Below are 24,683 nucleotides of genomic sequence, written 5' to 3' on the forward strand. Positions count from 1 at the left end.
GCACCGGGTCGGACGCCGCGGGCACGGGGTCGGTCCCCGCGGGCGGTGCGTCGCCCTCCCCCGCGCCGTCGTCCGGTGCGCGGCGCGCCGCACCCGCGCGTCCGGACGCCGCGCGCCGGCGCGCGACCGTCAGCACCGCGAGCCCGCCGAGCGCGAGCAGCACGCCGGCACCTCCCGCGGCGGCGAAGCCCGACCACGGCCCGAACCCGTCGATCACCGCGCCGACCACCGGTGCGCCCATCGCGGCGCCCACCGTGTTGGCGGTGCCGCTCCAGCCCATCACCTCGCCGCGCCGGTGCTCGGGCACCGCGCGGACCAGCGACGCGTTGATCGACGACAGCGCGGCGGCGCACGGCAGGCCCGCGACCACCACCGCGACCGCGAGCTGCACCTGCGTCTGCGCGAACGCGGCAGGCAGGGTCGCCACCCCGAGCGCCGCGACGAGGACCAGCGGGTGCAGCTCACGCCGTCCCGCGCCGTACACCAGGCCACCCACCACGGAGCCCACGCACCAGAGCGCGATCATCCAGCCGACGGCGGACTCGTGGCCCCAGCCGCGCAGCGCCGCGACGATGCCCACGTCCGTGCCGTTGAGCACCAGCGCCGCCGTCGAGGCGGCGGCGAGCACGACCAGCAGGCCGGGCGTCAGCACGCGTCGCCGCGGACCGGCGGGGGGCGCGCCGGGTGCGGTGCCGGCCGAGCGGGTCGGAGGGTCGAACCACATGAGCAGCAGCCCGGCGCCGACGGTGGACACGCCGATCACCGTCAGGGCGACGGAGGTGGACACCTGCGTGGCGACGAGGACGCCCACGGTCGGGGCGAGCATGAACGTCAGCTCGGTGCCCACCGAGTCCAGCGCGTACGCGGTGCGCTGCTGCTCCGGCGGCACCAGCACCGACAGGGACTGCCGCACCACGGAGAACACGGGGACGAGGAACGCGCCCGCGACCACCGCCGCGACCAGCAGCGCCTCGTACCCGAGCCGTGGCGCGACGAGCCACACCGCCGACTCCACGACGACCGACGGCACGAGCGCGCGCCGCAGCCCCAGCCGGTCCACCCGCCGCCCGCGCCACGGCGACCCGATCGCCACGCCGACCGTCATCGCGGCGGCGACGAGGCCAGCACGGCCGTACCCCTGCCCGAGCGGGCCCACCACGTGCAGGGTGAGCACCACGCCCGTCATGGCGTGCGGGATGCGCGCGACGAAGGAGACGAGGACGAGCGGGAGGACTCCGGGCAGGCGCAGCAGGCGACCGTAGGGGGCGAGGGACACGCGAGGATTCTCCCGCGCCGGAGCCCCGCCGGACGACAGGATTCCGCCTCCGCGGGCTCCCCCGGGAGTGACGTCGGGCACGTCCCGACGGCCCGCCCGTATGGTGGTGCCGTGACGTCTGCCACCGGGCCGGGCGACCCGATCGGCACGCCGACGCCGGTCGGGCCCTCGCCACGGCCGCACCCCGAGCCCGCGGACGCCCGGGCCTCCGCCGCCGCAGGAGCCCCCGGCGCCGCGCCCTCCCCCGCCGTGGCCCGCACGGCCGACCCGCGCGCGGTCGACCTGCGCGCGGGGACGGCAGCCGCCAGGCCGGCGAGGACCCCCGAGGCCGCGTCCGGCGTCCCGTCGGCGACGGCACCGGAGCACCGCCACGACGAGCACGCCCACGTCGCTCCCCCCGCCCGGCAGCGACGTCGCGGCTGGGGACTGGCCACGCTCGCGGTGCTGCTGGTCGCCGCCGCCGCGCTCGCCACCGTGCTCTGGCTGCGCGTCGTGAGCTGGCAGGACTACGCGGCGCGGGTCGAGGACCAGGGGCGGGACGTCGGCACCGAGCTCGCCACCCTGCGCGCGCAGCACGAGGGCACGCTCGGGGAGCTGGCCGCGGTGAGCGACCAGCTCGCGACGGCGCAGGAGCGCATCGTGCAGCTCGCGGACGAGAAGGCGCAGGTCGGCGACGACCGCGAGGTGCAGCGCCAGCTCGTCGACTACCAGGCCCGGATCTCGCAGGCCGCCGCGAACGTCGCGTCCGCCCTGTCGACCTGCATCGACGCGCAGAACCAGCTCATCACCTACCTCGAGGACGCCGAGTCGTACGACCCCGCGGACCTCGAGCGGTTCAAGGGCGACGTCCAGGGCGTGTGCGCCGCGGCGACCGACGCGAACACCGAGCTGCAGCGCCAGCTCGCGGCGGGGGCGGACGGGTGACGGGCGCCGTCCGGCCGCCGCGCCCGCGTCCCCGCGCCACGACGCGCGCCGCGGTCCCGCTGCTCGGCCTGCTCCTCCTGGCCGGGTGCGGGGTGCTGCCCGCCGAGCCCGGCGCGGTGCCGACGGACCTCGTGCCGTCCGACGCCCCCGTGCCCACGCCGACCTCGTCCGGCAACCTGTCCCCCGACGGCTTCGACTCCGCCCAGCGGATGGCGGTGCGCATCCGGAACGTCGGCTGCGACTCGCTGTCGACCGGCTCGGGCTTCGCGATCGACGAGACCACGCTCATCACCAACCGCCACGTCGTCGCCGACTCCGCCGACCTGCAGCTGTCGACCTACGACGGCCGCGACGTGGCCGTCACGGCGTCGGCCACCGCGGCGCTCGCCGACCTCGCGGTCGTGCGCACCGCGGACCCGCTGCCGTCGGCGCCGGGACTCGCCGAGGCCGACCCCGGCCCGGGCGACGAGGTCACGGTCGTCGGGTACCCGCAGGGCGGCGCGCTGACCGTCACCACGGGCCAGGTCATCGGGGCGACGACCGACCCGCTGAACGAGAACCTCGGGCAGGTCCTCGTCACGAACGCCGAGGTCGAGCCCGGCAGCTCCGGGTCCGCCGTCCTGGACGCCTCGGGCCGGGTCGTCGGCGTGGTGTACGCCAAGAACGCCACCGGTCAGAGCTTCGTCGTCCCCGTCAGCACGCTGCGGCAGCTGCTCGCCGACGAGGCGTCGTTCACCCCCACCACGTCCTGCGGCTGACCCGCCCGGGGGGTGGGCCGACCGCGGCGCGCGGGGTGCCGTCCGGTGCACGCGCCCGCGGCGTCCGGCCCTGGTGCGGCGGGCGCCCGACGTGCGACGGTGGGGCCTCGGACCGACCCGGGAGGACCCCATGCCCCACGACGACCGCCGCGACGACCTGCCGGAGCTCACCCGCGCCGCGAGCGACGTGTTCTCGGCGCAGCGCGTCTTCGGGGAGGCGTACGAGCACGACGGCACGCTGGTGATCCCCGTCGCGAAGGTGCTCGGGTCGCACGGTGCCGGCACGGCGAGCGGGCACGGCCGGCTCGGCCTGCGCCCGGGGAGCCGCCGGTGGCCCCGCCCCGCGCCCGGGGCGGGGCAGGACGAGGACGAGCGGCGCGACCCGGAGGGCCCGGGCACGGGCGGCGGGCGGGCCCCGTCGGGCCGGGGCGGCGGCGACGCGGAGGGGTCCGGCTTCGCGACGCGGATCAAGCCGCTGGGCGTCTACGTCGTCGACAGCACCGGGGTGCGCTGGCGGCCCGCCGTCGACGTCAACCGGGTCGTCCTCGGCGGGCAGGTGGTCGGCGCGGTGTCCGTGGTGGCGCTGTCGTTCGTGCTCGCGGTGGGACGGCTGCGCCGCCGGCGCTGAGCGGGCGCACCGGGGCACAGCGGCACCGGGGCACCGACGTCAGCGCAGCCGCACCTCGACGGAGTCCACGCGCTGCGTGACGGTCTCGTCGGCGCCCAGGGCCTCCCCCACGCGGCGCACCACCGCGTCGACGGCGACGCGGTCCAGCCCCGGCACGAGCGTCAGCTCCACGGCGACCTCGGCACGGCCGCCCGGCAGCGCCGCGACGTCGCGCACCGGCACGCCGGGGTGCCCCGCCGGTGCCGCGCGGCGGAACCACCGGCCGCGGGGTCCGGGCCCCGGCTCGCCGCCGGAGGACGGCCCCACCGCGGCGAGCACCGCCCCGCGCACGGCCGCCGCCACCTCGGGGTCGACCGCCGCGCCGGCGCCGGTGCCGGTCACCGCCGGGCGCCACGGCTGCTGCTGCGCGAGCGCCCACACGGCCGGGCGCGGCAGCAGCGCCGTCACGGGGCCACCGGGGTCGAGGACGAGCAGCTCCCAGCCCTCCTGCACGGCGGACAGGGCCGCGCGGGCGACCTCGGTCGGCACGGGCCGCGCGTCGGCCCGCCACGCCGTCATCGTCGCGACGGAGGAGAACACGGGCAACGCCGTCCTGCCGTCCGGCGCCCGCAGCGCCACGATCCCGGCCGACGCCTCCTTCTCCACCGTGTGGGCGTGGCCGCCGACCTCGACCGTCCCCGCGGAGTCGAGCTCCGCGAGCACCGGGACCAGCACGCGCGTCCCGGCGAGCGCCGCGACCACCCCGGCCACCGTCCCGCCCGCCCCGAGGTCCGCGAGCGCCGCGGCGACGGCCGGGTCGGCGCTGCCGTCGTCGCCGGCGAACGGCGAGGTCGGCGGCAGCTCCCGGCCGGTCACGGCCGCCCGGCGACGTCCAGCGCCTCGGGCAGCGTGAACGCGCCCGCGTACAGGGCCTTGCCGACGATCGCGCCCTCGACGCCGTCCGCCACCAGGGCCCGGAGCACGCGCAGGTCGTCCAGCGACGAGATCCCGCCGGACGCCACCACCGGCGCGTCCGTGCGCGAGCAGACCTCCCGCAGCAGGTCGACGTTCGGGCCGCGGAGCGTGCCGTCCTTCGTGACGTCCGTGACGACGTAGCGCGCGCACCCGACGGCGTCGAGGCGCGCGAGCACCTCCCACAGGTCGCCGCCCTCGCGGGTCCAGCCGCGCGCGGCGAGCGTCGTGCCCCGCACGTCCAGCCCGACCGCGATCGCGGCGCCGTGCCGGGCGATCGCGTCGGCCGTCCAGTCCGGGTCCTCCAGCGCGGCGGTGCCCAGGTTCACCCGGGTCGCCCCCGTCCCGAGAGCCCGCTCGAGCGACGCGTCGTCGCGGATGCCCCCCGACAGCTCGACCTTGACGCCCTTGCCGGACAGCACCTGCGTCACGTCGGCGAGCAGCTCGGCGTTCGAACCCCGGCCGAACGCCGCGTCGAGGTCCACGAGGTGGATCCACTCGGCACCGCCGGCGTGCCAGTCGAGCGCGGCGGCCAGCGGGTCGCCGTAGGACGTCTCCGACCCCGCCTCGCCCTGGACCAGGCGGACGGCCTGGCCGTCGGCGACGTCGACGGCGGGCAGGAGCTGAAGACGGTCGGACATGGGACTCCTCGGTCGGGGGGTGCGCCCGGCGGCGGCCGGCGGCCGGCGGCGGGACGGGGTTCGTGGGGGGCGGCCGGGGTGGGCCGGCCGGGTCGGGCGGGTCGGTTCAGGTCAGCGAGCCGACCCAGTTCTCGAGCAGCTGCGCCCCGGCGTCGCCCGACTTCTCCGGGTGGAACTGCGTCGCCGCCAGCGGCCCGTTCTCCACGGCGGCGACGAACGGGCCGCCGTGCTCGGACCACGTCACCAGCGGCGGCGCCATGCGCTCGGGGTCGGCGCTGCCCGTCAGCGGGAAGCTGCGGGCGGCGTACGAGTGCACGAAGTAGAAGCGCTCCTGCTCGACGCCCGCGAACAGCCGCGTGCCGTCGGGGGCGTCGACCGTCGACCAGCCCATGTGCGGGACGACGTCGGCCTCGAGCCGGTCGACGACGCCCGGCCACTCGCCGAGGCCGTCGGTGCGGACGCCGTGCTCCTCGCCGCGGTCGAACATCACCTGCATGCCGACGCAGATGCCCAGGACCGGCCGGCCGCCCGCGAGCCGGCGGTCGACGATCTGGTCGCCCCGCACGTCGCGCAGACCCGCCATGACCGCGGCGAAGGCGCCGACACCCGGGACGACGAGCCCGTCGGCCTCTGCGGCGTGCTGCGCGTCCGACGTCAGCTCGACCTCGGCGCCGACCCGCTCCAGGGCGCGCACGGCCGAGCGGACGTTCCCGAATCCGTAGTCCAGGACGACGACGCGAGGCTGGCTGGGCACCGGTCCAGGCTACCCGGCGCCGCGTGCCCGGCCTCTCGGCGTCCGGTGCGCGGACCGGGTCACGCCGGATCAGGCCAGGCCGGGTCGGGCCGGACGGGACCAGGCCAGGCCGGGTCGGGCCCGGCAGGGCAGCGGGGTGCGGTGCGGCGCACCGCCGGTCAGCCCTTGCGGCGCCGGCCTCCCGACAGCGCGCGCATCGCGGCCCACCGCGACATCCCGACGCTGGTCTCCACGCCGTCGAGCTCGGCCACCGGCGTCCCGCCGACGAGCACGTCCTCGAGCACCGCCGGGGCGCCCGACAGCACCAGCCCGGGCGGCAGGTCGTCCTCGCGCGTGCCCCCGACCCACCGGCTCGCGGCGATCCGGCCGGCTCGCCGGTCCAGCAGCACGACGGGCGAGCCGCGCAGCATCCGCGAGATCGCCTCCGCCGCGGCGGCGGTCCCCGCGGCGTCGGCGGTGTCGCGCAGGACGGCCAGCGCGCCCACCGGGGACGGCACGGCGTCCACGTCGACCCCGGCGAGCGAGCACGCCGCCGCCAGGGGCCGGGCGCCGTCGACCTGCGTCACGACCACCGCGACGACGGGCTCGTCGGGCTCCGTCGCCGCATCGTCCAGGCCGGAGAGGTCGTCGGGGATCTCGAAGCCGAGGTCCTCCGGGACGTCGGGCAGGTCGTCGGGCGAGCCGTCCCGGGGCGCGTCGCTCACAGCGCGCCCTTCGTGCTCGGCACGCCGTCGACGCGCGGGTCCAGGGCGACGGCCGCCCGCAGCGCGCGGGCGAGCGCCTTGAACTGCGCCTCCACGATGTGGTGCGGGTCGCGGCCGGCGAGCACGCGCACGTGCATGCCGAACGCGGCGTGGTGGGCGATCGACTCCAGGACGTGCCGGGTCAGCGACCCCGTGAAGTGGCCGCCGATCAGGTGGTACTCCTGACCCTCCGGCTCCCCCGAGTGGACCAGGTACGGGCGTCCGGACACGTCGACGACCGCCTGCGCCAGCGCCTCGTCCAGCGGCACCGTCGCGTCGCCGAAGCGTGCGATGCCGCGCTTGTCGCCCAGCGCCTCGCGCAGCGCCTCGCCCAGGCAGATCGCGACGTCCTCGACGGTGTGGTGCGCGTCGATCTCGGTGTCCCCGGTCGCACGGACCGTCAGGTCGATGAGGGAGTGCTTGCCGAGCGCCGTGAGCATGTGGTCGTAGAACGGCACGGTCGTGCTGATGTCCGTGCGCCCCGATCCGTCGAGGTCCACCTCCACCACGACGCTCGACTCGCTCGTCGTGCGCTCGATCCGGGCCCTGCGCCCGCCGGTCGTCGTGGTCACGTCCCCAGCACCTCCCACAGCGCGGCGGTGAACGCCGCGGTCTCGTCCGGGGTGCCGACCGACACCCGCAGCCATCCTTCGGGGCCGACCTCGCGGATCAGCACGCCCCGGTCCAGCAGACCCTGCCAGATCTCGTGGCGGTCCCCGTGCACCTGGAACAGCACGAAGTTCGCGTCGGACTCCGCCACCCGGAGCCCCCGGCCGCGCAGGGTGACCACGAGGGCGTCGCGCTCCGCCCGCAGGGACCCGACCTGCGCCATGAGCGCCGGGGCGTGCCGCAGGGCCGCGCGGGCCGTCGCCTGCGTGACCGCGGACAGGTGGTACGGCAGCCGCACGACCCGCAGCGCGTCGACGAGCTGCCGCGACGCCGCGAGGTAGCCGACGCGGGCGCCGGCCAGGCCGAACGCCTTGGACATGGTGCGGCTCACCGCCAGGTGGGGGTGCTCGGCCAGCAGGGTCAGCGCCGAGTCGACTCCCTCCCGGCGGAACTCCGCGTACGCCTCGTCGACGACGACGACGCACCCGCCCGGCACCTCGGCCGCGGCGTCGAGCACCTCGCGGACGGTCGCGAGGTCGAGCGCCGTCCCGGTCGGGTTGTTCGGGCTGGTGAGCAGGACGACCGAGGGCGCCTCGCGGGCGATGAGCGCGCGCGCCTCGGCCGGGTCGACGTCGAACTGCTCCGTGCGCCGGCCGGCCACCCAGCGGGTGTGGGTGTCGCGGGCGTACTCCGGGTACATCGAGTACGTGGGCGCGAACGACACGGCCGTGCGCCCCGGGCCGCCGAAGGCCTGCAGCAGGTGGAGCATCGCCTCGTTGGACCCGTTGGCCGCCCAGACCTGCTCGGGCTCGAGCCGGACGCCCGACTCCACCGCCAGGTAGTCCGCCAGGTCGGCGCGCAGCGCGAGGAACTCGCGGTCCGGGTAGCGGTTCAGCCCCGTGGCGGCCTCCGCGACCGCGGCGGCGATGTCGGCCACCACCTCCGGCGACGGGGCGTAGGGGTTCTCGTTCACGTTCAGCAGCACCGGCACGTCGAGCTGCGGGGCGCCGTACGGCACCTCGCCGGCGAGCTCGGGACGCACCGGCAGCACGGGCCGCGTGGCCTGCGGGGCGGGGTCGGGTGCGGTCACCGGGTGATCGTATCCGCGGTGCGGGCGGGTACCGGCGGTCGTCCACAGGGCGACGCCTGCCGGTCGGCCGGTGTCGGCGGTCGTGGCTAGTGTCGGGGCGATGACGCAGCAGATCCCGGGCGCGACCGCACCGACCTCCGACGAGATCGCCGACGCCGGCGGCACCACGACGCACGCCGGCCTGCGCGAGGAGGCGGAGGCCGTGCTGCGTCGCCTCGTCGGGCGCGACGACGCGCGTCTGCGCGACGACCAGTGGCGCGCCGTGGACGCGCTCGTGAGCGACCACCGCCGCGCGCTCGTCGTCCAGCGCACCGGGTGGGGCAAGTCGGCGGTGTACTTCGTGGCGACCGCCCTGCTGCGCGCCCGCGGGGCCGGCCCGACGGTGCTCGTCTCGCCGCTGCTCGCGCTCATGCGCAACCAGGTCGCCTCCGCGCAGCGGGCCGGCGTCCGCGCGGCGACGCTCAACTCGGCGAACGTCACCGAGTGGGACGACGTGCACGCGCAGATCGCCGCGGGCGACGTCGACGTGCTGCTGGTCTCCCCCGAGCGGCTGACCCACCCGCAGTTCCGGGACGAGGTGCTGCCGCGGCTCGCCGCCGACGCGGGCCTGGTGGTCGTGGACGAGGCGCACTGCATCTCCGACTGGGGGCACGACTTCCGGCCCGACTACCGGCGCATCCGCACGCTGCTCGCCGAGCTGCCCGACGGCATCCCGGTGCTGGCGACCACCGCCACGGCGAACGCCCGCGTCACCGCCGACGTCGCCGAGCAGCTCGGCACCGCGGTCCGCGACGACGTCCTCGTGCTGCGCGGGGCACTCGACCGCTCCAGCCTCGACCTGTCCGTGGTGCGGCTCCCCGACACGGCCGGGCAGCTGGCCTGGCTCGCGCAGAACCTGCCCGCCCTCGAGGGCTCCGGCATCGTCTACTGCCTGACGGTCGCCGCCGCCCAGCAGGTGACCGAGCACCTGCGGTCGGCCGGCCTCGACGTGCGGGCGTACACCGGCCAGACCGACCCGGCGGAGCGCGAGGTCGCCGAGGCGGACCTGCTCGCGAACCGGGTCAAGGCCCTGGTCGCCACCTCCGCCCTCGGCATGGGCTTCGACAAGCCCGACCTCGGGTTCGTCGTGCACGTCGGGGCGCCGTCCTCCCCCATCGCGTACTACCAGCAGGTCGGCCGCGCCGGACGCGCGGCCGAGGCCGTCGGCGGGCGAGCGACCGCGGTGCTGCTGCCCGGCCGGGAGGACCGCGCGATCTGGGAGTGGTTCGCGTCGACCGCGTTCCCGCCGGAGGACGACGTGCGGGCCGCGCTGCGAGCCCTGCGCGAGGGCGGCGTGCTGTCCACCGCGGCGCTCGAGACGCACGTCTCGCTGCGCCGGTCACGCCTGGAGCAGATGCTCAAGGTGCTCGACGTCGACGGTGCGGTCCGGCGCGTGCGGGGCGGCTGGGAGGCGACCGGCGAGCCGTGGTCGTACGACGCGGAGCGGTACGAGCGCGTCACCGCCACCCGTCGGGCCGAGCAGCAGCTCATGGTCGACTACGTCACCACAGACGGCTGCCGGATGGCCCACCTGCGGCGGGCGCTCGACGACCCCGAGCTCGCGGGCCCGCGCGGCGAGCAGTGGCGGTGCGGACGCTGCGACCGCTGCACGGGCAGCACGGTGGGCGTGTCCCCGGACGCCGCGCACGTCGCCGGCGCCCAGGCGCTCCTCACGTCGGCCGGCGTCGCGGTCGACCCGCGCCGGCAGTGGCCCACCGGGATGGCGACCCTGGGACTCGACCTGCGCGGGCGCATCCCGGCCGAGGAGAACGCCGAGCCGGGGCGCGCCGTCGCCCGCCTCGACTCCGTCGGCTGGGGCGGGCTGCTGCGTGACCTGTTCGGCGGCGAGGCGGACCCGGAGGCCGGCCTCCCGGCCGCGCTACGCGACCCGGTGCTCGCCACCCTCGACGCGTGGCAGCCCGAGCACCGGCCCGAGGGCGTCGTGGTGGTGCGCTCCTCGACGCGGCCCGCCCTCGTCGAGCACCTGGCGAGCGGCGTCGCCCGGCACCTCGGCGTACCGCTCGTCGGTGCCGTCGCGCCCCGGCCCGACATCCCGCCGAGCCGGCACGACGTCAACTCCGCGCACCGGCTCGCCGCGGTCGCCCGGCGCCTCGAGCTCGACCTCGGACCGGCCGCGGCCGCGGGGCTCCCCGGCCGGAACGTGCTGCTCGTCGACGACCGCACCGACTCGGGGTGGACGCTGACCGTCGCCGCACGGCTGCTCCGGCAGGCGGGCGCCGCGGCGGTGCTGCCGTTCGTGCTCGGGGTGGGCTGACACCGGCGCGCCGGGGGTCGGGGTCGCGTCGCCCGTCGGCGCGGTGCCGGGAGTTGGTGCCGGGGATCGGTGCCGGGGACCGGGCCCGGCGGCCGGGGTCGTCTCGCGGCCCGAGCCGCGGTCGGACGCGCCCGCCCGCTGAGCCGGTCCCGTGCGCGCCGTCGGAGCGAGGGGTCTCAGCGCGACAGCGCCAGGTCGAGCACCCGGTGCAGCCGGAGCTGGTCCGGCGACCTCAACGGCGGGAGCACGAGGGCCGTCATCCCGAGCTCCGCCGCAGCGCCGTCCCACGCCCCGCGGTCGCCGACCATCAGGACGTCGGAGGCCGGGACGCCGAGACCGTCCAGCGCCGCCGCGAAGATCCTGGGGTCCGGCTTCGCAGCGCCCACCTCGTAGGAGAGCGCCCACACGTCCACGAGGTCCGCGAGCGACCCGCCGCCGGGCGACGCGTGCGCCGCGAACGCGGGGCGCAGGTCGACGTGAATGTCGCTGACGACGCCGATCGCGACGCCCGCGTCCGTCAGCGCGCCGAGCGTGTCACCGACGTCGTGCGCGAACGGAGCAGCGGCCACGTCGGACTCAGCGGCGTAGAGCGCGGCAGCCAGCTCCGCATCCAGCCCCGAGGTCGCGAACCAGTGCTCGTACGCCGCCCGGTGCCGATCCTGGTCGGCATCGACGTCCGGCGCCCCGACGGCCGACCGGTCACCCGCGCGGAGCATGCGGAGCACGGCCTCGACCTCCGCGGACCCGGCCGCCCGCCCGGCGTGCGCGAGACCGCGCGCCACCAGCTCCGGGTACGTCGGTGCCGGCACGAGCGTTCCCCGGTAGTCGAGCAGGACCGCCCGGAACGACACGGCGCGTGGCTCAGAACCGGGCGCGGACGGCCTCGCCGTGCGCCGGCAGCCCCTCGGCGTCGGCGAGCGCGACGATCCGGTCCGCGACCTCCCGCAGCGCGTCCGCGTCGTACTCCACCACCTGCACCGCCCGGACGAACGAGTGCACGCCGAGCCCGGACGAGAAGTGGGCGCAGCCACCGGTCGGCAGGACGTGGTTGGAGCCCGCCATGTAGTCGCCCAGCGACACCGGGGAGTACGCGCCGACGAAGATCGCACCCGCACTGGTCACACGCTCCGCGACGGCCGCGGCGTCGACCGTCTGGATCTCGAGGTGCTCCGCGCCGTACGCGTTGACGACCTCGAGGCCGGCCTCGACGTCGTCCACCAGGACGATCGCCGACTGCGGGCCGGACAGCGCCTGGGCCACGCGCGCGGCGTGCCGGGTGGCCTGGACCCTGTCCACCAGCTTCGCCTCGACGGCGCCCGCGAGCTCGACGGACGGCGTGACCAGGACGGACGCCGCCAGCGGGTCGTGCTCCGCCTGCGAGACCAGATCGGCGGCCACGTGGTCGGCGTTCGCGGTGCCGTCCGCCAGGACCGCGATCTCCGTGGGGCCCGCCTCCGCGTCGATCCCGACGACGCCGCGGACGAGCCGCTTCGCCGCCGCGACGTACACGTTGCCCGGGCCGGTGATCACGTCGACGGGCTCGCAGAGCGTGTCACCGTCCACGGGCTCGGAACCGGCCGCGCCGTACGCCAGCATCGCGATGGCCTGGGCACCCCCGACCGCGTACACCTCGTCGACCCCCAGCAGCGCGCACGTCGCGAGCACGACCGGGTCCGGCAGCCCGTCCTCGTCCCGCTGCGGGGGCGACGCGACGGCCAGCGAACCGACGCCGGCCTCCTGCGCGGCCACCACGTTCATGATCACGGAGGACGGGTAGACCGCGAGCCCGCCCGGCACGTACAGGCCGACACGCCTCACCGGGATCCACCGCTGACGCACCTGCGCGCCCGGGGCGACCTGCACGGTGTGGTCGGCCGGACGCTGCCGGGCGTGCACCGCGCGGACCCGGCGGATCGTCTCGTCGAGCGCCGCCCGCACCTGCGGGTCCAGCACGTCGACCGCGGCCGCGATCACCTCGGTGGGCACCCGCAGGTGCGCGGGGCGGACGCCGTCGAAGCGCTCCGCCAGATCACGCAGGGCTGCGGCACCGCGCGCCCGGACGTCGGCGATCACCGGCTCGACGGCCGCCGTGGCGGACTCCACGTCGAGCTCGGGACGCGGCAGGGTCTCGAGCAGCTCGCGGCGGGACAGGGCGCGACCGCGCAGGTCGATGCGGGAGATCACCCTCCCGATTCTAGGGGCGCCCCGGAACGTGCGCCGGGGCCGTCCACCGGCGCGGACGCCTGCGCGCGGCCGGAACCCGCCGCCGGGGCGCGGTCGCCGGCGCGCGGCCGCCGACACGCGGCCGCCGGGGCGCAGTCGCCGACGCGCGATCGCCGACGCGCGATCGCCGGCGTGTCCCACCGGCACGGACGCCTGCGCGCGGCCGGAGACCGCCGCCGAGGCGCACGTCGCCGACGTGTGGGCCCCGCGCCTTCCGGCTCCGGCAGGCTGGCACGGTTCCCGTCGGCCGGACCGCGCCGGGCGCGGGCGGGACCGGCACAGGCAGGTGGACGCGGGCGGACGGCGGTCGGGTGGCTCCCGCCCGGCGCGCGCCGGGTCAGCCGGCTCGGGCCGGGCGGGACGGTGCCGCGCGCTGGCAGGATGGTCCGGTGACCACCGTGCCGATCTCCGACGACGTCATCCGACTCGGGCAGTTCCTCAAGCTCGCCGGCCTGGCCGACTCGGGCGCGGACGCGCGGGCGCTCCTCGACGACGGCGAGGTGACCGTCAACGGTGAGCCGGAGTCGCGCCGCGGCCGCCAGCTGCACCGCGGGGATGTCGTCGAGGTCGCCACCCCGGCGGGCCCGCACCGCGCCACCGTCGCCTGACGCGCCCCGACAGCACCCCGCGAGCTCGGGACTCCCGGCGAGTTCGGCACTCCCGGTCGAGTTCGGCAGTCGGAAGTGCCGAACTCGCACCGCACCTGCCGAACTCGCGGGACGCTGCGGACGCAGCGGCGCGCGAGGTCGTCACGTCCGGCTGAGGTCGTCACGTCGGCCTGACGACCTCAGCGCGAGCTGACGACCCCGGCGGGCGGCGGCGGCACTGTGGACGCGCCCGTCCGCGGGGCGCGCCGGGCCGGACGGCCCGGCGCGGGCCCTAGACGCCGACCGGGGTCGTCGCCGACTCGAGGCAGCCCGGGCCGAGCAGCGCCTTCAGGTCGCCGTACAGCGCGGGCGAGCGCTCCACCCGCCAGCCGCCGTTCGGCATCACGAGCGCAGTGCCCCCGCGGACCTGCGCGACGCGGAAGTGGATCTCCGACATCCCGGGGTGGGTGCGGAGCACCTCCAGCAGCCGCTCGAGGACGGGCGGCGTACACCGGGCCTCGGACATCCGCACCACGACGGGCGCGTCGGCGACGGCGGACAGGTCCGGCAGCGACACCTCCATGGCCTGCAGCTGCATGGCGTCGTCCCGGCGCCGCACCCGGCCGCGCACCACGATGACGGCGTCCTCGGCCAGCACGGTCGAGTAGGCGAGGTAGGTCTCGCCGAAGAACATGATCTCGACCGAGCCCTCCATGTCCTCCAGCGTGACGGCGGCCCACGGGTTGCCCTGCTTGGACATCTTGCGCTGCAGGGACGTCACGAGCCCCGCGACGACGACGGTGGACCCGTCGGGCCGCGCCTCGTCGGCGTTGAGCGTCGCGATCGACACGTCCGCGGCGGCGGACAGCACGTGCTCCAGCCCGGACAGCGGGTGGTCGGAGACGTACAGGCCGAGCATCTCCCGCTCGAACTGCAGCCGCTGCTTCTTGTCCCAGTCCGGCACGTCGGGCACCTGCACGGAGAACCCGGGTCCGTCGTCGCCCCCGAGGTCCGCGAACAGGTCGAACTGCCCCTCGGCCTCGCGCCGCTTGACGCCGATCACGGACTCCACGGCCTGCTCGTGCACGAGCAGCAGCGCCCGGCGGGCGTGGCCGAGCGAGTCGAACGCGCCGGCCTTGATGAGCGACTCGATGGTCCGCTTGTTGCACACCACGGCCGGGACCTTGTCGAGGAAGTCGGTGAACGAGGTGAACTCGCCCTTCTCCTCGCGCGTCCGCACGATCGCCTCGACGACGTTGGCGCCGACGTTGCGGACGGCGGTCAGGCCGAACCGGATGTCGGGCCCGACGGCCGTGAACAGGGCGGAGGACGAGTTCACGTCGGGCGGCAGGACGGTGATGCCCATGCGCCGGCACTCGCCGAGGTACAGGGCGGACTTGTCCTTGTCGTCGCCCACCGACGTGAGCAGGCCCGCCATGTACTCGGTCGGGTAGTTCGCCTTGAGGTACGCCGTCCAGTACGAGACGACCCCGTACCCGGCGGAGTGCGCCTTGTTGAACGCGTAGCCCGCGAACGGGACCAGCGTGTCCCAGACCGCCTGGATCGCCGGCTTGGAGTAGCCGCGCTCCTTCATGCCCGCCTCGAACGGCACGAACTCCTTGTCGAGGATCTCCTTCTTCTTCTTGCCCATCGCGCGGCGCAGCAGGTCGGCCTGGCCGAGCGAGTAGCCCGCGAGCACCTGCGCGGCCTTCTGCACCTGCTCCTGGTACACGATGAGGCCGTACGTGCCGTCGAGGACCTCCGCCAGGGGCTCCTCGAGCTCCGGGTGGATGGGCGTGATCGGCTGGAGGCCGTTCTTGCGCAGCGCGTAGTTCGTGTGCGAGTTCATGCCCATCGGCCCGGGCCGGTACAGGGCGATGACGGCGGAGATGTCCTCGAAGTTGTCGGGGCGCATCTGCCGCAGCAGCGCCCGCATCGGGCCGCCGTCGAGCTGGAACACGCCCAGGGTGTCGCCGCGCGCCAGCAGCTCGTACGTCGGCTTGTCGTCGAGGGGGATCTCCTCGAGCTCGATGGCCGGCTTGTCGTTCATCACGATGTTGCGCAGCGCGTCGTCGAGGATCGTGAGGTTCCGCAGCCCGAGGAAGTCCATCTTGATGAGGCCGAGGCCCTCGGACGTCGGGTAGTCGAACTGCGTGATGACCGCGCCGTCCTGCGGCCGCTTCATGATCGGGATGATGTCGATCAGCGGCTCGCTGGACATGATGACGCCGGCGGCGTGCACGCCCCACTGGCGCTTGAGGTTCTCCAGGCCGCGCGCGGTCTCCAGGACGCGCTGCGCCTCGGGGTCGGCGGCGACGACCTGCCGGAACTCCTCGGCCTCGGCGTAGCGCGGGTGCTCCGGGTCGTACATGCCGGACAGCGGGATGTCCTTGCCCATGACGGCGGGCGGCATCGCCTTGGTGAGCTTCTCCCCCATCGCGAACGGGAAGCCCAGCACGCGCGAGGAGTCCTTGAGGGCCTGCTTCGCCTTGATGGTGCCGTACGTGACGATCTGCGCGACCCGGTCGTCGCCGTACTTCTCGGTGACGTAGCGGATGACCTCGCCGCGCCGGCGCTCGTCGAAGTCGACGTCGACGTCGGGCCAGGAGACGCGCTCGGGGTTGAGGAACCGCTCGAAGATCAGCCCGTGCCGCAGCGGGTCGAGCTCGGTGATGCCCATCGCGTACGAGGCCATCGACCCGGCCGCGGAGCCACGACCCGGCCCGACGCGGATGCCCTGCTCGCGGGCCCACGCGATGAAGTCGGCGACGACGAGGAAGTAGCCGGAGAAGCCGAGCTGGACGATGACGTCGGTCTCGTACCGCGCCTGGGCGCGCACGTCGTCCGGGATGCCGCCGGGGTACCGCCGGTGCAGCCCGCGCTCGACCTCCTTGATGAACCACGAGTTCTCGTCCTCGCCCTCCGGGACGGGGAAGCGCGGCATGTAGTTGGCGCCCGTGGGGAACTCGACCTCGCACCGCTCCGCGATGAGCAGCGTGTTGTCGCACGCCTCCGGCAGCTCCGACCAGGTCTGGCGCATCTCCTGCGCGGACTTGACGTAGTAGCCGTCGCCGCTGAACGCGAAGCGCGAGCCGCCCTGGTCGTACGTCGGCTCGTCGAGCGTGGACCCGGACTGGACGGCCAGCAGCACCTCGTGCGCGTGCGCGTCCTCCTTGCGGGTGTAGTGCAGGTCGTTCGTGGCGACGACCGGCGCGCCGATCTGCTCGGCGATGCTCAGCAGGCCCTTGATGGTCCGGCGCTCGATCTCGAGCCCGTGGTCCATCAGCTCGACGAAGAAGTTCTCCTTGCCGAAGATGTCCTGCAGCTCCCCGGCCGCGCGCAGCGCCTCGGCGTCGTGCCCCAGCCGCAGCCGCGTCTGGATCTCGCCCGACGGGCACCCCGACGTCGCGATCAGCCCGGTGCTGTACGTCTGCAGCAGCTCGCGGTCCATGCGCGGCCACTTGCCCATCTGCCCCTCGAGCGAGGCCAGCGAGCCCATCCGGAACAGGTTGTGCATGCCCTCGGTGCTCTGGGACAGCAGCGTGAGGTGCGTGTAGGCGCCGCGGGCGGAGACGTCGTCGGCCGCCTGGTGCGCCTCGCCCCAGCGCACGCGCGTCTGGTCGAACCGGCTGGTGCCCGGCGTGACGTACGCCTCGACCCCGATGATCGGCTTGACCCCGAGCTTCTTGGCCTGCGAGTAGAAGTCGAAGGCGCCGAACAGGTAGCCGTGGTCGGTGATCGCCATGGCCGACTGGCCGAGGCGCTGGGCCTCCGCGAGCATCTCGCCGACCCGGGCCGCGCCGTCGAGCATCGAGTACTCGGAGTGCACGTGCAGGTGGACGAAGTCGGAACCGTTGCTGCCACCTGATGCCATGCCCGCCATCCTAGGTCGACCGTCCGACAGACCCGGCGTGCCCCGCCGCCGACCCCGGCGACCGCGCGGGAGGCGTCAGCGGTAGCCGTCGCGCAGCGTCTCCAGCGCGTGCTCCAGGTCCGCCGGGTAGCCGCTGGTCACCTCCAGCCAGCGCCCGTCCGCGGGGTGCGCGAAGCCGAGCCGCACCGCGTGCAGCCACTGCCGCGTGAGCCCGACCCGCTCGGCGAGCACGGGGTCCGCGCCGTACGTCAGGTCGCCCACCAGCGGGTGCCGCAGGGCCGCGAAGTGCACGCGGATCTGGTGCGTCCGGCCCGTCTCGAGGTGCACCTCCGCGAGCGACGCGGCCGGGAGCATCTCCAGCACCTCGTAGTGCGTGACCGACGGCTTGCCGTCCGCGGTGACCGCGAACTTCCAGTCCTGCCCCGGGTGCCGGCCGATCGGGGCGTCGATCGTCCCGGTGGTCGGCTCGGGGTGGCCCTGCGCGAGCGCGTGGTAGACCTTCTCGACGGTGCGCTCCTTGAACGCCCGCTTGAGCACCGTGTACGCGTGCTCGCTCTTCGCGACGACCATCAGGCCTGACGTCCCGACGTCCAGGCGGTGCACGACACCCTGCCGCTCCGCCGCGCCCGAGGTCGAGACGTGGTAGCCGCGCGCGGCGAGCACGCCGACGACGGTCGGGCCGGTCCAGCCCGGCGACGGGTGGGCGGCGACGCCCACGGGCTTGTCCACCACCACGAGGTCCGCGTCGTCGTACGCGATGCCGAGGGCCGGGACGTCCTGCTCGGAGTCCACCGTCCGGCTCGCCTCGGGCGCCGGGACCTCGACCTCGAGCCAGCCGTCCGCGGGCAGGCGGGCGGACTTGCCCACGGCCAGCCCGTCGACCCGCACGTACCCGCCCTCGGCGAGCTCCGCCGCGCGGGTCCGCGACAGCCCGAGCATCCGCGACAGCGCGGCGTCGACCCGCTCCCCCGCCAGCGCGTCCGGGACCGGCAGGGTCCGGACCTCAGCCATCGGCGCGCGCCCCGCCCGGGACGTCGGCGGACGCACCGCCCACGCCGTCGCCCGCCGCGCCGCCGTCGCCCTCCGCCGCGCCGTCCTGCCGCCCGTCGTCCTCGCCACGGCCCTCACGGGAGCCGTCGAGCCGGATGCCGAGCAGCGACAGCAGCATCAGCATGCCCGCCGCGACGACGATCGCGATGTCGGCGACGTTGCCCACGAACCAGTCCGCGTACGCGATGAAGTCCACGACGTGCCCGCGCGCGACGCCCGGCTCGCGGATCATCCGGTCGACCAGGTTGCCGAGCGCCCCGCCGAGCAGGAGCCCCAGCGCGACGGTCCAGCCGCGGGACCCCAGGCGGCGCGACACCCGCACGATCACCACCACGACGGTGATCGCGACCACGGTCAGCAGCCAGGTCGTGCCGGTGGCGATGCCGAGCGCGGCACCGGGGTTGAACAGCAGCTGCAGCCCGAGCAGGTCGCCCAGCAGCGGGCGCCGGACGCCCTCCTCCAGCGTCGCGAGCGCCCACGCCTTCGTCGCCTGGTCGAGGGCGAGCGTGGCGACCGCCAGCACGACCAGGCCGGTCACGAACCGGCGACGCGGTCCGCCGCCGGGCACCGGGGCGGCGCCGTCCCGCGCCGTGGCGGGCTGCGGGCCGGCCTCCGGGCGGACGGGAGCGGCTGCGCTCTCGGCGGCGCCGGGCTGCGGGGTGGCGGGGACGGGCTCGGGCCCGGGGGTTCGCGACATCGCCGCAGAGTCTACGGGCGTGCCGCGGCACGGCGGCGGCCCCGCACGCCCGCGGACGTCCCCGGCCGCACCGGGACGACGCGCCGGGCGCCACCCGGCCGACGCCCGGACGCACGACGGCCCCCGGGATCACCCGGGGGCCGTCGTGGACGTCGCGGTCGGCGTCAGCGGCGCTCCTCGCGCTGCTTGCAGGCCACGCAGAGCGTCGCCCGCGGGAACGCCTGCACGCGGGCCTTGCCGATCGCCTCGCCGCACGAGTCGCAGCGGCCGAACGTGCCGGCGTCGATGCGGGCGAGCGCGCGGGTGGTCTGCTCGAGCATGTCGCGGGTGTTGTTGACCAGCGTGAGCTCGTGCTCGCGCTCGAGAGCGCTGGAGCCGGAGTCGGCCTGGTCGTCGCCCGCGCCGTCGCCGGAGTTGCGCAGGAGGTTCGACAGCTCCTCGTCGGCCGCCGCGAGCTCCGCGGTCAGGCGGTCGATCTCGGCGACGAGCTCGGTGGCGATCTCCTGCACCTCCTGCTCGGTCCAGGGGTCCTCACCGGCCCGGACGGGGAACCGGGTGGCCGCGTCCGTCAGGTCGGGGAGCGTGCGAGGGGCGTGCGCGCTGAGCGAGTCGTTGATGGCCACGGGGGTCCTCTTTCCTCAGATGAGTCCGCAGAGACTATGCGCCCCGCCCTGGACGCACAACACACCACGCCCGACGGGGCGGGCGTGGTGTGTCGTGGGTGACGAGGCGTCCGGCTGCCGGCCGGGTCGGCAGGCGCCCGGCGGCGCCGGTGTCAGAGGCGGTCGGCCGACGGCGTCGCGCCCTGGGCACCGCGCTGCGGCAGCGCGCTGGCCCGGTTGTCGAGGTCGCCGAGCAGGTTCTCGAGGTAGCTCTTGAGGCGCGTGCGGTAGTCGCGCTCGAACACCCGGAGCTCGTCGATCTTGCGCTCGAGCACCGAGCGCTCCTGCTCCAGCTCGCTGAGCGTGCGGGCGGAGGTCTCCTCGGCCTCGCGCACGATGCGCTGGGCCTGGCCCTTCGCCTCGTTGACGATGCGCTCGCCCTCCTCCTGGCCGCTGCGGACGTAGTCGTCGTGCAGCTTCTGGGCCAGGGCGAGCATGCCGGTGGCGGACTCGGGCTCGCTCTGCCGCTGCGGCGCGACCGGCGCGGTGGCCACCGGGGCGGGTGCCGGGGCCGGGGCGGCGGCGACGGGGGCCGGGGCGGGCTTCTCCTCGGGCTTCGGGGCCGCAGGCGCCTGCGCGCCCTGGCGGCTGAGCTCGGCGATGCGGCGCTCCGCCGCGGCGAGCTTCGCCTTGAGGTCCTCGTTCTCGCTCTGGGTCTCCCGGAGGGTGTTCACGACCTCGTCGAGGAAGTCGTCGACCTCGTCCTGGTCGTACCCCTCGCGGAACTTCGTCGCCTGGAACTTCTTGTTCAGGACGTCGTCTGCCGTCAGCAGTGCCATCGTCGTCACCTCTTCGGTCGTACTGGGTCGAGCCGGTGGCAGTCCGCCGACCACCTCGGGCCACCGTAGCGGACATTGGGATTTGTGCACGCGACCCGCCCGCGTGCCGCGGCACGCGATCGGACCCGGGGGCACGCCGGCCCGGGGAGCAGCGGCGTCATGCCGCGAGCCACCCCAGGAGGGAGAGCAGGAACGAGCACCCGAGCATGAGCACGAGGAACGCCAGGTCGAGGCGCACCGAGCCGAGCGTCAGCGGCGGGATCACCCGGCGCAGGGCGCGCAGCGGCGGGTCCGTCACCGAGTACGTGATCTCGGCGACCACGAGGGCGACGCCGCGCGGACGCCAGTCCCGGGCGAAGTACTGCACCCAGTCGAGGACGAGGCGCACGAGCAGGACGAGGATGAAGGCCAGGACGACGAGCTGCAGCAGGCCGAGGACGAAGGTCACGCGTCCCAGTCTCCCCGATCCGTCAGCTCTGGTTGAAGAAGCCGGCGCGCGAGCCCTCGGCGGGCCGGCCGTCGCCGGTGATCTTCACCGAGGACGGCGACAGCAGGAACACCTTGTTGGTGACCCGCTCGATCGCGCCGTGGAGGCCGAAGATCAGGCCCGCGGCGAAGTCGACGAGCCGCTTGGCGTCCGCGTCGTCCATGTCCGACAGGTTCATGATGACCGGGGTGTTCTCCCGGAACGCCTCGCCGATCTTGCGCGCGTCGTTGTAGGAGCGCGGGTGGATCGTCGTGATGCGGCGGACCTCGCCGTCGTGGCGGGGCGCGGGCGCCGGCGCGACGGGGCGCTCGACGGGCGCGGCGGTCCGGTGCAGCGGCGTGACCTCGGCCTCGTAGTCCTGTCCCACGGTCGCCTCCGGCTCGTCGTACTCGTCGACGTACTGGTCGTGCTCGCCACGGTCGTCGGCAAGCCCGAGGTACAGCATGGTCTTGCGCAGCGCTCCGGCCATCGCGATCACTCCATCCGCATTGCTGAAAGGTCCTGCGACGTCACGCTAGCAACGGCGCAGCGCGCCGCCCTGCTGCGACACGCGGCGTGTCGGCCGCCGTGCTGGCCGGCCGCGGCGGTCAGAGCAGCGCGACCACGCCGGCGGACCTCCCCGTGACCTCTCCCGCGCGCTGCGCCCGCCGGTGCGAGTAGAACCGCGCGTCGGTGTCCGTGCACCACCCCGTGAGCCGCACGTCCCCGACGCCGGCCTCGCGCAGCACGGCCGCCGCGCCCGCGGGCAGGTCGAGGCCGGGCGTGCCCCGGTCGGTCGTGCAGGCCGTGGCGGGCACGACGGCCGCGACCTCGCGCTGCAGCTCCTCGGGGACCTCGTAGCGGGGGCCCGAGATCGCCGGTCCGACGACCGCGCGCACCCGGGCGGGGTCCGCGCCCCGGGCGACGAGCGCCCCGACCGCCGCCTGGAGCACGCCCGCGACGAGGCCGCGTCGGCCCGCGTGCACCGCGCCGACGACCCGGGCGACCGGGTCGGCGAGCAGCACGGGGACGCAGTCCGCGACGAGCACGCCGACGGCGGTCCCGGGCAGCGCCGTGACGAGCGCGTCGGCGTCCGCCACCGCGTCGGCACCGGCCTCGGCGACCGAGCCCAGCACGTGCACCGCGGACCCGTGCACCTGCCGGGCCCAGGCGACCGGCGCCCCGGCCCACGCCGCCACGCGCGCACGGTTCTCCCGCACGTGCGCCGGGTCGTCCCCGACGGCGAGGCCGAGGTCGAGCGTGTCCCAGGGGGGCGCGCTGACACCGCCGGCGCGGGTGGTGAAGCCCGCCCGGACGCCGGGGCCGAGGTCGACCTCCAGGACCGGGACGCCCACGGCGGCTACTTGAGGAAGTCCGGCACGTCGAGGTCGTCGTCCTTGCGGCGCGCGACCTCCTCCTCGAAGATCCGCGGGACCTCGAGCTGGCCGGTGGCGCCGGCGTCGGTCTCGGTGCTCAGGAACGCCGGGACGCCGGGCGCCGGGCGCTGCTCGTCGTCCGGGCCCACCGGGCGCGGCGGGACCGCGGCGTGGGCGGCGGTGGTGGTGGGCACCGCCGCCGACGGCGGGATCGCCGCCGGGGCCGCGCCGGCACCGCCGGAGCTGACCTGGCCCAGGGCGCGCGAGTCGCGCCGGACGGCGGGCGCGCCGCCGTCGAACCCGGCCGCGATGACCGTCACGCGCACCTCGTCGCCCAGGGCGTCGTCGATGACGGCACCGAAGATGATGTTCGCCTCGGGGTGCGCGGCCTCCTGCACCAGGCGGGCGGCCTCGTTGATCTCGAACAGCCCGAGGTCGGACCCGCCCTGGATCGACAGCAGCACGCCGTGGGCCCCGTCGATGCTGGCCTCGAGCAGCGGCGAGGAGATCGCGAGCTCGGCGGCCTGCACGGCACGGTCCTCGCCGCGCGCGGAGCCGATGCCCATGAGCGCGGAGCCGGCACCCTGCATGACGGACTTCACGTCGGCGAAGTCGAGGTTGATCAGGCCCGGGGTGGTGATGAGGTCCGTGATGCCCTGGACACCGGAGAGCAGCACCTGGTCGGCGGACCGGAACGCGTCGAGCACGGACACCGAGCGGTCGGAGATCGACAGCAGGCGGTCGTTCGGGATGACGATCAGGGTGTCGACCTCGGCGCGCAGCGCCTCGATGCCGGAGTCGGCCTGCACCGTGCGGCGGCGGCCCTCGAAGGTGAACGGGCGCGTCACGACGCCGATGGTCAGCGCGCCGAGCGAGCGGGCGATCCGGGCCACGACGGGCGCGCCGCCCGTGCCCGTGCCGCCGCCCTCGCCCGCGGTGACGAAGACCATGTCGGCGCCGCGCAGGACGTCCTCGATCTCCTCCGCGTGGTCCTCGGCGGCCTTCTTGCCGACCTCGGGGTCGGCACCGGCACCGAGACCCCGGGTCAGCTCGCGGCCGACGTCGAGCTTCACGTCCGCGTCGGACATGAGCAGCGCCTGGGCGTCGGTGTTGATGGCGATGAACTCGACACCCTTGAGGCCGACCTCGATCATGCGGTTCACGGCGTTGACGCCGCCACCACCGATGCCGACGACCTTGATGACCGCCAGGTAGTTCTGCGGAGCTGCCACGGTGGGTGCCTCTCGTCTCGCGATGTCGACGAACCTTCACCCTCAACTAGAGGGTTATAGTTATGTCAGTTCTGTCTGGGTGTGACGGTATGTGGCGCACCGGACGGGTTCAACGACCGGTGCGCGCGTGTCGGCGCCGGATCACCCGACGACCGGCATCGTGGGCGCCGAGACGTCGTAGCGTGCCGAGCCCGCCGTCTCGGGCGCGGCGCGCAGCGCCTGCAGCACCGCCACCTTGAGCGCCGAGTCCTGCGCGCTCCCCCACTCGACGGTCGCCCCGTCGCGCAGCGTGAACTGCACCGTGTCCTGCGAGCCGGCCGACACCTGCCCGATGGCCGCGAGCAGGTCCTCGGGCAGCGCCTCGAGCACGCCGAGCGTGGCCGTGAGGATGCGGGCCTCGCCGACCGGCACCTCGACCACCGGCAGGCCCTCCGGCGGCGCGTCCGCCCGGCCGACCTGCACGCCCTCCTGGTCGACGAGCGCGAAGCCCTCGCCGTCGCCGTCGGTCGCGCTGTGGTCCGCGCGCTCCGCGACGTCCGAGGACTCCGGCACCGCGGCGACCGGCTCGCGGGAGACCAGCGCCACGGTCAGCCCGTGCGGCCAGTCCCGGCTGACCGTCACGTCCCGCACGCCCGGGACGTCGAGCAGCTCGGAGCGCAGCCGCGCCGTGTCCAGGCGCGGCAACGGCGTGCCGTCCTGCGCGTCCACGACGGCCCGCACCTGGTCGACCGCGACCACGGTCCCGGCGCCCGTCACGGTGACCTGGTCCTTCTCGAGCGCGAGCACGGGCGAGAGCAGCAGCAGCCAGGCCAGCGCGGCGACGACGAGCACACCGCCGGCGACGAGCAGGATCTGGCGCCACGCGAGCCGGCGGCGGGCGCGCGCCCGCTCCGCGAAGCGCGCGGCCGAGCCCTGGCTGACGACCGGCGGCCGCACGGGGAACGCCCCCGTGCCGGACCGCGGCACGAGCGCCGAGCCCGCCGTCCGCCGTCCGCCGCCGGGCGCACCCTCCGTGCGGCCGGAGCGCGCGGCGTCGTCCCGGGCACCCG

Annotated in this window: 24 protein-coding genes; 5 read left to right on the forward strand and 19 right to left on the reverse strand. The window is 75.7% G+C overall.

Annotated features, from left to right (window positions below):
• Positions 1-1,276: MFS transporter (locus AAHH18_RS16795; RefSeq protein WP_343302399.1), on the reverse strand; the 1,276-nt coding region annotated here is incomplete at its 3' end.
• A gap of 111 nt (positions 1,277-1,387) precedes the next feature.
• Between AAHH18_RS16795 and AAHH18_RS16800 the strand changes: the two genes are divergently transcribed.
• The 3 genes from AAHH18_RS16800 (at position 1,388) to AAHH18_RS16810 (ending at position 3,586) form a co-directional block, all read left to right on the forward strand.
• The gene (locus tag AAHH18_RS16800) at positions 1,388-2,200 is read left to right on the forward strand and encodes a hypothetical protein (protein WP_343302400.1); all 813 of its coding nucleotides are present in this window, start codon (positions 1,388-1,390) and stop codon (positions 2,198-2,200) included.
• A complete protein-coding gene (locus AAHH18_RS16805; RefSeq protein WP_459349162.1) occupies positions 2,197-2,958 on the forward strand; it encodes a trypsin-like peptidase domain-containing protein in 762 nt (253 codons plus the stop codon). The genes AAHH18_RS16800 and AAHH18_RS16805 overlap by 4 nt, the downstream gene beginning before the upstream one ends.
• A 130-nt stretch (positions 2,959-3,088) precedes the next feature.
• The gene (locus AAHH18_RS16810) at positions 3,089-3,586 is read left to right on the forward strand and encodes a hypothetical protein (protein ID WP_343302401.1); all 498 of its coding nucleotides are present in this window, start codon (positions 3,089-3,091) and stop codon (positions 3,584-3,586) included.
• 39 nt (positions 3,587-3,625) lie between these two features.
• Here AAHH18_RS16810 and AAHH18_RS16815 read toward each other — a convergent pair whose 3' ends face one another.
• The 6 genes from AAHH18_RS16815 to AAHH18_RS16840 form a co-directional block, all read right to left on the reverse strand.
• Entirely contained in the window at positions 3,626-4,441 is an 816-nt protein-coding gene (locus tag AAHH18_RS16815) for an SseB family protein (protein WP_343302402.1), read from the reverse strand.
• Positions 4,438-5,178: a bifunctional 1-(5-phosphoribosyl)-5-((5-phosphoribosylamino)methylideneamino)imidazole-4-carboxamide isomerase/phosphoribosylanthranilate isomerase PriA gene (priA, locus tag AAHH18_RS16820; protein ID WP_343302403.1), complete on the reverse strand. Its 741-nt coding sequence runs from the start codon at positions 5,176-5,178 to the stop codon at positions 4,438-4,440. Before priA ends, AAHH18_RS16815 begins: the two co-directional genes overlap by 4 nt.
• 106 nt (positions 5,179-5,284) lie before the next feature.
• Entirely contained in the window at positions 5,285-5,932 is a 648-nt protein-coding gene (hisH, locus tag AAHH18_RS16825; RefSeq protein ID WP_283320074.1) for an imidazole glycerol phosphate synthase subunit HisH, read from the reverse strand.
• Positions 5,933-6,090: 158 nt separating this feature from the next.
• Positions 6,091-6,636 carry a hypothetical protein gene (locus tag AAHH18_RS16830; protein WP_283320073.1) on the reverse strand — a complete coding sequence of 182 codons (546 nt, stop codon included), beginning with the start codon at positions 6,634-6,636 and terminating at the stop codon, positions 6,091-6,093.
• On the reverse strand, positions 6,633-7,247 hold the full coding sequence (gene hisB, locus AAHH18_RS16835; RefSeq protein WP_283320072.1) for an imidazoleglycerol-phosphate dehydratase HisB: 615 nt from the start codon (positions 7,245-7,247) through the stop codon (positions 6,633-6,635). Before hisB ends, AAHH18_RS16830 begins: the two co-directional genes overlap by 4 nt.
• A complete protein-coding gene (locus tag AAHH18_RS16840) occupies positions 7,244-8,374 on the reverse strand; it encodes a histidinol-phosphate transaminase (protein WP_343302404.1) in 1,131 nt (376 codons plus the stop codon). Before AAHH18_RS16840 ends, hisB begins: the two co-directional genes overlap by 4 nt.
• A 100-nt stretch (positions 8,375-8,474) precedes the next feature.
• Here AAHH18_RS16840 and AAHH18_RS16845 point away from each other — a divergent pair, with 100 nt between their 5' ends.
• A complete protein-coding gene (locus AAHH18_RS16845) occupies positions 8,475-10,688 on the forward strand; it encodes a RecQ family ATP-dependent DNA helicase (RefSeq protein WP_343302405.1) in 2,214 nt (737 codons plus the stop codon).
• 176 nt (positions 10,689-10,864) lie between these two features.
• Here AAHH18_RS16845 and AAHH18_RS16850 read toward each other — a convergent pair whose 3' ends face one another.
• Together AAHH18_RS16850 and hisD are read right to left on the reverse strand one after the other, a co-directional pair.
• Positions 10,865-11,539 (reverse strand): HAD family hydrolase, encoded by a 675-nt coding sequence (locus AAHH18_RS16850; protein ID WP_343302406.1) that lies wholly within the window; start codon positions 11,537-11,539, stop codon positions 10,865-10,867.
• 10 nt (positions 11,540-11,549) lie between these two features.
• A complete protein-coding gene (gene hisD, locus AAHH18_RS16855) occupies positions 11,550-12,872 on the reverse strand; it encodes a histidinol dehydrogenase (protein ID WP_343302407.1) in 1,323 nt (440 codons plus the stop codon).
• 428 nt (positions 12,873-13,300) lie between these two features.
• On the opposite strand from hisD, the gene AAHH18_RS16860 reads away from it, so the two are divergent.
• Entirely contained in the window at positions 13,301-13,519 is a 219-nt protein-coding gene (locus AAHH18_RS16860) for an RNA-binding S4 domain-containing protein (protein ID WP_222169647.1), read from the forward strand.
• Positions 13,520-13,790: 271 nt separating this feature from the next.
• On the opposite strand, the gene dnaE is transcribed toward AAHH18_RS16860, so the two are convergent.
• The 10 genes from dnaE to AAHH18_RS16910 all read right to left on the reverse strand — a co-directional run.
• On the reverse strand, positions 13,791-17,372 hold the full coding sequence (gene dnaE, locus AAHH18_RS16865) for a DNA polymerase III subunit alpha (protein ID WP_283320067.1): 3,582 nt from the start codon (positions 17,370-17,372) through the stop codon (positions 13,791-13,793).
• 75 nt (positions 17,373-17,447) lie between these two features.
• Positions 17,448-18,383: an RluA family pseudouridine synthase gene (locus AAHH18_RS16870; RefSeq protein WP_343302408.1), complete on the reverse strand. Its 936-nt coding sequence runs from the start codon at positions 18,381-18,383 to the stop codon at positions 17,448-17,450.
• A complete protein-coding gene (locus AAHH18_RS16875) occupies positions 18,376-19,119 on the reverse strand; it encodes a signal peptidase II (RefSeq protein WP_343302409.1) in 744 nt (247 codons plus the stop codon). Before AAHH18_RS16875 ends, AAHH18_RS16870 begins: the two co-directional genes overlap by 8 nt.
• Positions 19,120-19,283: 164 nt before the next feature.
• On the reverse strand, positions 19,284-19,742 hold the full coding sequence (locus AAHH18_RS16880) for a TraR/DksA family transcriptional regulator (protein WP_283320064.1): 459 nt from the start codon (positions 19,740-19,742) through the stop codon (positions 19,284-19,286).
• A 152-nt stretch (positions 19,743-19,894) separates the two neighbouring features.
• On the reverse strand, positions 19,895-20,560 hold the full coding sequence (locus tag AAHH18_RS16885; RefSeq protein ID WP_343302410.1) for a DivIVA domain-containing protein: 666 nt from the start codon (positions 20,558-20,560) through the stop codon (positions 19,895-19,897).
• A 157-nt stretch (positions 20,561-20,717) separates the two neighbouring features.
• Entirely contained in the window at positions 20,718-21,008 is a 291-nt protein-coding gene (locus AAHH18_RS16890) for a YggT family protein (protein WP_283320062.1), read from the reverse strand.
• 22 nt (positions 21,009-21,030) lie between these two features.
• Entirely contained in the window at positions 21,031-21,516 is a 486-nt protein-coding gene (locus AAHH18_RS16895) for a cell division protein SepF (RefSeq protein ID WP_343302411.1), read from the reverse strand.
• A gap of 118 nt (positions 21,517-21,634) precedes the next feature.
• A complete protein-coding gene (pgeF, locus tag AAHH18_RS16900) occupies positions 21,635-22,381 on the reverse strand; it encodes a peptidoglycan editing factor PgeF (RefSeq protein WP_343302412.1) in 747 nt (248 codons plus the stop codon).
• A 5-nt stretch (positions 22,382-22,386) separates the two neighbouring features.
• A complete protein-coding gene (ftsZ, locus tag AAHH18_RS16905; RefSeq protein WP_283320059.1) occupies positions 22,387-23,634 on the reverse strand; it encodes a cell division protein FtsZ in 1,248 nt (415 codons plus the stop codon).
• 141 nt (positions 23,635-23,775) lie between these two features.
• Positions 23,776-24,683: cell division protein FtsQ/DivIB (locus AAHH18_RS16910; protein ID WP_343302413.1), on the reverse strand; the 908-nt coding region annotated here is incomplete at its 5' end.

The organism is Cellulomonas olei, assembly GCF_039548315.1.
Taxonomy (GTDB): Bacteria; Actinomycetota; Actinomycetes; order Actinomycetales; family Cellulomonadaceae; genus Cellulomonas.

Excerpts from the sequence above, each read along its gene's own strand:
- AAHH18_RS16810 (WP_343302401.1), top strand. The coding sequence starts at position 3,089 with ATGCCCCACGACGACCGCCGCGACGACCTGCCGGAGCTCACCCGCGCC.
- priA (WP_343302403.1), bottom strand. The coding sequence starts at position 5,178 with ATGTCCGACCGTCTTCAGCTCCTGCCCGCCGTCGACGTCGCCGACGGC.
- AAHH18_RS16845 (WP_343302405.1), top strand. The coding sequence starts at position 8,475 with ATGACGCAGCAGATCCCGGGCGCGACCGCACCGACCTCCGACGAGATC.
- dnaE (WP_283320067.1), bottom strand. The coding sequence starts at position 17,372 with ATGGCATCAGGTGGCAGCAACGGTTCCGACTTCGTCCACCTGCACGTG.
- AAHH18_RS16870 (WP_343302408.1), bottom strand. The coding sequence starts at position 18,383 with ATGGCTGAGGTCCGGACCCTGCCGGTCCCGGACGCGCTGGCGGGGGAG.
- AAHH18_RS16875 (WP_343302409.1), bottom strand. The coding sequence starts at position 19,119 with ATGTCGCGAACCCCCGGGCCCGAGCCCGTCCCCGCCACCCCGCAGCCC.
- AAHH18_RS16885 (WP_343302410.1), bottom strand. The coding sequence starts at position 20,560 with ATGGCACTGCTGACGGCAGACGACGTCCTGAACAAGAAGTTCCAGGCG.
- AAHH18_RS16895 (WP_343302411.1), bottom strand. The coding sequence starts at position 21,516 with ATGGCCGGAGCGCTGCGCAAGACCATGCTGTACCTCGGGCTTGCCGAC.